Below are 6,215 nucleotides of genomic sequence, written 5' to 3'. Positions count from 1 at the left end.
CGCGCGATGTCAGCCGCGGCCGGGGCCGCCTGAGGGCGTGGCGGGCCAAACTCCTGAGTTCCTGCGCTGTCAGGCCTCGGCCGCGGCTGACATCGCGCGGCCGCCGAGGGCTTCTCAGGAGTTTCGTCCACCGGCGAACCAGCGCGACCGGCCGTGTCGGCGGCGAGGGGTACGGTCGAAGCACCCCATCTTCCTTTCCCGAGGTCCGCATGTCTTCTCCCGCCCCCGCGCGTGGCCGGCGCGGCCGCCGCACCCCCGAGGGGCCGCGCGCGTCGTTCCGCCAGTTGCTGCCGTTCCTGCTCGAGCACAAGCGCACCCTCGCCGTGGTCGCCGTGCTCAGCGTGCTCGGCGCCGCCGCGACGCTCGCGCAGCCCCTATTGGTCGGCCAGGTCATCACGCGCGTGCAGAACGCCGTACCGCTGGGCACCCTCGTGTGGCTGCTCGTGGGCTTCGTCGTGCTGTCGTCGGTCATCTCGGGCTTCCAGCACTACCTCCTGCAGCGCACGGGCACCGCGGTGGTGTACTCGTCACGCAAGCGCCTGATCGCCCGCATCCTACGCCTGCCCATCAGCGAGTTCGACGCCCGTCGCACGGGCGACATCGTCTCGCGCGTCGGCACCGACACCACGCTGCTGTACGCCGTCCTCACCCAGGGATTCGCGGATGCCGTCGGCAACGCGCTCATCCTCGTCGGTGCGGTGATCGCCATGGCGTTCATCGACCCGCTGCTGCTCGGACTGATCGTGGTGGTCGTCGGTGCCTCGCTGGCGGTGGTCGTGTTGCTCAGCACGCGTATCCGTGCGGCCTCGGCCGATCAGCAGGCACGGGTCGGGGAGCTCTCGTCGGGGGTCGAGCGAGCGGTGGGGTCGATCCGGACGATTCGCGCCGCCGGCGCGACCGACCGCGAGACCGCGGCTGTGACGCAGACGGCGACCGCCGCCTACGACGCCGGGGTGCGGATCGCGCGGGTGTCGGCCCTGATCGTGCCGATCGCCTTCGTCGCCCTGCAGGTGTCGCTGCTCGTCGTGCTGGGCGTCGGCGGGTACCGCGTGGCATCCGGAGCGATCGACGTCGCGTCCCTCGTCACGTTCGTGATCTTCCTCTTCCTTCTCGTGCAGCCCCTCGCCTCCGCGATCGGCGCGATCACGTCGGTGAATCAGGCGCTCGGCGCGCTCGGGCGGATCCAGGAGGTGCTCGACCTCCCCCTCGAGAGCGACGGCGACCAGCCGCGAGCGGCGACGTCGGTTCCGGATGCCGCGGCCCTGGAGTTCCGCGACGTCCGGTTCCGCTATCCCGAGCACGTCGTGAAGGCGCGCGAGGCGGCGGCTCGGGAGGCCCGCTCGGTCCTCGCCGACGTGCACCTCGAGGCGGAGGACCTTTCCGCCGAGAGCGACCGCGAGGTCCTGCGTGGGGTGTCGTTCACGGTGCCCCGCGGGTCGCGAGTGGCGCTCGTGGGGCCGTCGGGGGCGGGCAAGAGCACGATCCTCTCGCTCATCGAGCGCTTCTACGACCCGACCGACGGCGCGATCCTCGTCGACGGCGTGGATGCCCGCGACCTCGCGCGCGACGAGCTGCGGGCCCGCTTCGGGTACGTCGAGCAGGACGCCCCGACCCTGGCCGGCACGATCGCCGACAATCTGCGGCTCGCCTCGCCCGCGGCATCCGACGCCGACTGCGAACGCGTCCTGCGCGAGGTCAACCTCGGCGACGTGCTCGAGCGGAGCCCGCTCGGCGTCGACGCCCCCGTCGGAGAGGACGGCGTGATGCTGTCGGGCGGAGAGCGTCAGCGCCTCGCGATCGCACGCGCCCTGCTGGCGGCTCCCCCGGTGCTGCTGCTCGACGAGTCGACCTCGTCGCTCGACGGCGTCAACGAGCAGCGCATGCGCGAGGCGATCGACGCCGTCGCGACCGACCGCACGCTCCTGGTCATCGCGCACCGCCTGTCGACGGTCGTCGACAGCGACCTCATCGTGGTGCTCGAGAACGGCCGGGTGGTCGGTCAGGGCACGCACAGCGAGCTCGTGGCATCCACTCCCCTGTACCGGGATCTGGCGAAGCACCAGCTGCTGGTGTAGCGGGGTCGGCTTCGGCCGGCGGTCCGGCGCGGGGTGGGTCGCTGCTGGCCGCGGGCGGCTCGGGGCTTCGGGTCTGGCGCGCGCGCACGCATAAACACGATCCACGCACAGAAACACGCTCTCCACGCGTTTCCGTGAGCAGACAGCGTTTATGCGTGACCGCGACGGCGCGGACGCCCCGCGCGGACGCGCCCCGGCATCGCCGACCGGCGAACGGACGCGCCCGGCATCGCCCGCACCGTCCGCGCGGGCTCCCGCGCCGCCGCTCGCCCGCCAGCACGCATAAACACGATCCACGCACAGAAACACGCTCTCCACGCGTTTCCGTGAGCAAACAGCGTTTATGCGACGAACCGGTGCCGCGAACGCTCGCGCGACAGCTCGGCGCCGCGCGAACGCCAGCGCAACGGCCCCGGCGCCGCGGCAACGCCCGCGCGACGGCTCGGGCCCGCGGGACCGCCATGCGCGGGGTCACGCCCGGCGTGCATGTACCGATGCCCCTCCTGCGCGCCAAGAACGGGAGGGGCATCGGATTCGAAGGGCTCGGCCCCGACCGCGGGGAGGCGGGCGGGGCGAGCGGGCTCAGGCGCGCTGCAGGCGGTAGCGCAGGGCGGCGAGCTCGGCGCGGAGCGCGGCGGGGAGGTGCGAACCGAAGGTGTCGAAGAACTCCTCGGTCAGGTCGGCCTCGGCGAGCCACGAGTCGCGGTCGATCGCGAACAGCTCGTCGAGGTCGGCGGCGGGGATCTCGAGACCCGACAGGTCGAGGTCGTCCACGCGGGGCAGGCGTCCGATCGGGCTGTCCACGGCGTCGACCTGTCCGTCGACGCGGCGGATGATCCAGTCGATCACGCGGGCGTTGTCGCCGAAGCCGGGCCACAGGAAGCGGCCGTCGTCGCCCTTGCGGAACCAGTTGACCTGGAAGATGCGGGGGGCCCGGTCGAAGCGGAGCTTCTGCCCCACATTCAGCCAGTGGCCGAAGTAGTCGCCCATGTTGTATCCGCAGAACGGGAGCATCGCGAACGGGTCGCGGCGCAGCTCGCCGACGGTGCCCTCCTGCGCGGCGGTCTTCTCCGACGACACCGTCGAGCCGAGGAAGACGCCGTGCGACCAATCCGTGGCCTCGACGACGAGCGGGACGTTCGTCGCGCGGCGTCCGCCGAACAGGATGACGTCGAGCGGGACGCCCTCGGGGGCCTCCCAGTCCTCCGCGATCTGCGGGCACTGCGCGGCACCGACCGTGAAGCGCGAGTTGGGGTGCGCGGCGGGACGACCGGACGCGGGCGTCCAGGGCTTGCCCTCCCAGTCGATGAGCTGCGGGGGCGCCTCGTCGGTCAGGCCCTCCCACCACACGTCGCCGTCGGGGCGGAGCGCGACGTTCGTGAAGATCGTGTTGCCCCACAGCGTCTCGATCGCGGTCACGTTCGTCGACTCACCGGTGCCGGGAGCGACACCGAAGAAGCCGGCCTCGGGGTTGATGGCCCACAAGCGCCCGTCCTCGCCGGGACGGATCCAGGTGATGTCGTCGCCGAGGGTCTCGACGCGCCAACCGGGGATCGTGGGGCGGAGCATCGCGAGGTTGGTCTTGCCGCACGCCGAGGGGAACGCGGCGGCCACGTGGTACGCCTTGCCCTTCGGATCGATCACGCGGATGAGGAGCATGTGCTCGGCGAGCCAGCCCTCGTCACGACCGATGACGGAGGCGATGCGCAGGGCGAAGCACTTCTTGGCGAGGATCGCGTTGCCGCCGTAGCCCGACCCGAACGACCAGACCTCGAGCGTGTCGGGGAAGTGGACGATGTACTTCTCGTCGTTGCACGGCCACGCGACGTCGGCCTCACCCGGCGCGAGCGGCGCACCGACCGAGTGCACGGTCTTCACCCACGGAGCACCGGCGGCGATCTGCGCGGTCACGGCGCTTCCGACGCGGGTCATGACGCCGATGGATGCCACGGCGTAGGCGCTGTCGGTGATCTGGACGCCGATGTGGCTCAGGGGGCCTCCGACGGCGCCCATCGAGAAGGGGACGACGTACATCGTCCGACCGCGCATCGACCCCTCGAAGACGCCGTTCAGCGTCTCGCGGATCTCGGCCGGGGCGATCCAGTTGTTGGTGGGGCCGGCGTCCTCTTCGCGCTCGGAGGCGATGTAGGTGCGCGACTCGAGACGGGCGACGTCGCCGGGGTGCGAACGCGCGAGGTAGGAGCCCGGGCGCCACTCGGGGTTGAGCTTGATGAGCTTGCCCTCGTCGACCATCTCGCGAAGGAGCGCGTCGTTCTCGGCGGCGGAACCGTCGACCCAGTGGATGCGATCGGGCTGGGTGAGCGCCGCGACCTGATCGACCCAGGCGAGGAGGCCGGGCATGCCGGGACCGTCGACGTCAGGACGCGCGCCGTAACCGGGGCGGGCGACGGGGGCGGTCGCGGCGGCGCGGCCGGTAGGGCGGGCGAAGATGTCGGCGAGGGCCATGTCGTCTCCTTTGAGCGGAATTCTGTGGTGTTCCCCTACTCTGACGGGCTATCAGCCGATCTTTAGGCAAAATCGAGTCATAAAAACCGCTGATCTTTCGATATGGTCAAGGAATGGCCTCGTCGCTCGAACTCACCACCCTCGGACACCGCATCCGCCACCACCGACTCGCTCGCGGACTCACCCTGGATGAGCTCGGCGCGCTGGTGGGCGTCGCGGGCAGCCAGCTCAGCCTGATCGAGAACGGGAAGCGCGAGCCGAAGCTCTCCCTCCTGCAGGAAATCGCCCGCGCGACCGAGACCGAGGTCACCGAGCTGCTCTCGACCGAGCCCCCGAACCGGCGCGCGGCACTCGAGATCGAGCTCGAGCGCGCGCAGTCGAGCCCGTTCTTCCAGCAGCTCGGCATCCCTCCCATGAAGGTGACCAAGGGCACCAGCGACGAGACGATCGAGGCGGTGCTGGGCCTGCACCGCGAATTGCAGCGCCGCGAGCGCGAGACGATCGCGAGCCCCGAAGAAGCCCGACGCGCGAACACCGAGATGCGCCTGCGCATGCGCGCGGTCGACAACCACCTGCCGGACATCGAGAAGCTGGCCGAGAAGCAGCTCAAAGCCGCGGGCCACGGGACGGGGGCGCTGACGCACCGCACCGTCAGCATCATGGCCGAGCAGTTGGGCTTCGAGCTGATCTACGTCAGCGACCTCCCCCACTCCGCCCGCTCGGTCACCGACCTCGAGAACGGACGCATCTACCTTCCCCCGGCATCCATCCCCGGTGGCCACGGTCTGCGCTCGATGGCCCTGCAGGCGATGGCGCACCGTCTGCTCGGTCACCGGCCGCCCACCGACTACGCGGACTTCCTGCAGCAGCGCCTCGAGATCAACTACTACGCCGCCTGCTGCCTCATGCCCGAGACGAGCTCGGTCGCGTTCCTCGCTCAGGCGAAGAAGGACCGCAACCTCGCCGTCGAGGACTTCCGCGACGCGTTCGGCGTCACGCACGAGGCCGCCGCGATGCGGATGACGAATCTCATGACGGCGCATCTCGGCATCCGTCTGCATTTCCTCCGCGTCGACGGCGACGGGGCCATCTCGCGCGTCTACGAGAACGACGGCCTCCCCCTGCCCACCGACGTCACCGGGTCGGTCGAGGGTCAGATCGTGTGCAAGAAGTTCTCGGCGCGATCGGCCTTCGACGAGCACAACCGCACCACCGAGCACTACCAGTACACCGACACCCCCGCCGGGACGTTCTGGTGCTCGACCCAGACCGGCTCGACATCCGACGGCGACTTCTCGATCACCGTGGGGGTGCCCTTCGACGACGCGCGCTGGTTCCGCGGTCGCGAGACCTCGACGCGGGGCGTCTCACGCTGCCCCGACGAGTCGTGCTGCCGTCGCCCCGATTCCGAGGCGGCCGAGCGCTGGTCGGGCAAGGCGTGGCCGAGTGCCCGCGTGCACCGGCACATGTTCTCGCCGCTCCCCCGCGGCATGTTCCCCGGCGTCGACGACGCCGAGGTGTTCGCGTTCCTGGACCGGCACGCGGGCGACTGAGACGGGCCGCGCACGCGGTGGCCCGCGAGCGCGGTGGGCCAAACTCCTGAGAAAAGGAGTGGCGTCCTTCTTCGGCGACCCGGATGGCGCCACCCACGGACGAAAGTCAGGAGTTCGGCCC

General features: G+C 70.8%; 3 protein-coding genes. 2 read left to right on the top strand and 1 reads right to left on the bottom strand.

Going from position 1 to position 6,215, the window contains the following annotated elements; all coding sequences use genetic code 11:
• The first annotated feature begins 209 nt into the window (after positions 1-209).
• Positions 210-2,075, top strand: coding sequence for an ABC transporter ATP-binding protein (locus tag NS283_RS03795; protein WP_058595560.1), 1,866 nt, complete (start codon positions 210-212; stop codon positions 2,073-2,075).
• 582 nt (positions 2,076-2,657) lie between these two features.
• Here NS283_RS03795 and NS283_RS03790 read toward each other — a convergent pair.
• Positions 2,658-4,541, bottom strand: coding sequence for a phosphoenolpyruvate carboxykinase (GTP) (locus NS283_RS03790; RefSeq protein ID WP_058595559.1), 1,884 nt, complete (start codon positions 4,539-4,541; stop codon positions 2,658-2,660).
• Between the two features lie 113 nt (positions 4,542-4,654).
• Between NS283_RS03790 and NS283_RS03785 the strand changes: the two genes are divergently transcribed.
• Positions 4,655-6,094, top strand: coding sequence for an XRE family transcriptional regulator (locus NS283_RS03785; protein WP_058595558.1), 1,440 nt, complete (start codon positions 4,655-4,657; stop codon positions 6,092-6,094).
• The last annotated feature ends 121 nt before the right edge of the window (positions 6,095-6,215 follow it).

This window comes from Microbacterium testaceum (genome assembly GCF_001476285.1).
GTDB lineage: Bacteria > Actinomycetota > Actinomycetes > Actinomycetales > Microbacteriaceae > Microbacterium > Microbacterium testaceum_B.
This window is presented reverse-complemented; position numbering and strand designations above follow the sequence as displayed.

Excerpts from the sequence above, each read along its gene's own strand:
- NS283_RS03795 (WP_058595560.1), top strand. The coding sequence starts at position 210 with ATGTCTTCTCCCGCCCCCGCGCGTGGCCGGCGCGGCCGCCGCACCCCC.
- NS283_RS03790 (WP_058595559.1), bottom strand. The coding sequence starts at position 4,541 with ATGGCCCTCGCCGACATCTTCGCCCGCCCTACCGGCCGCGCCGCCGCG.
- NS283_RS03785 (WP_058595558.1), top strand. The coding sequence starts at position 4,655 with ATGGCCTCGTCGCTCGAACTCACCACCCTCGGACACCGCATCCGCCAC.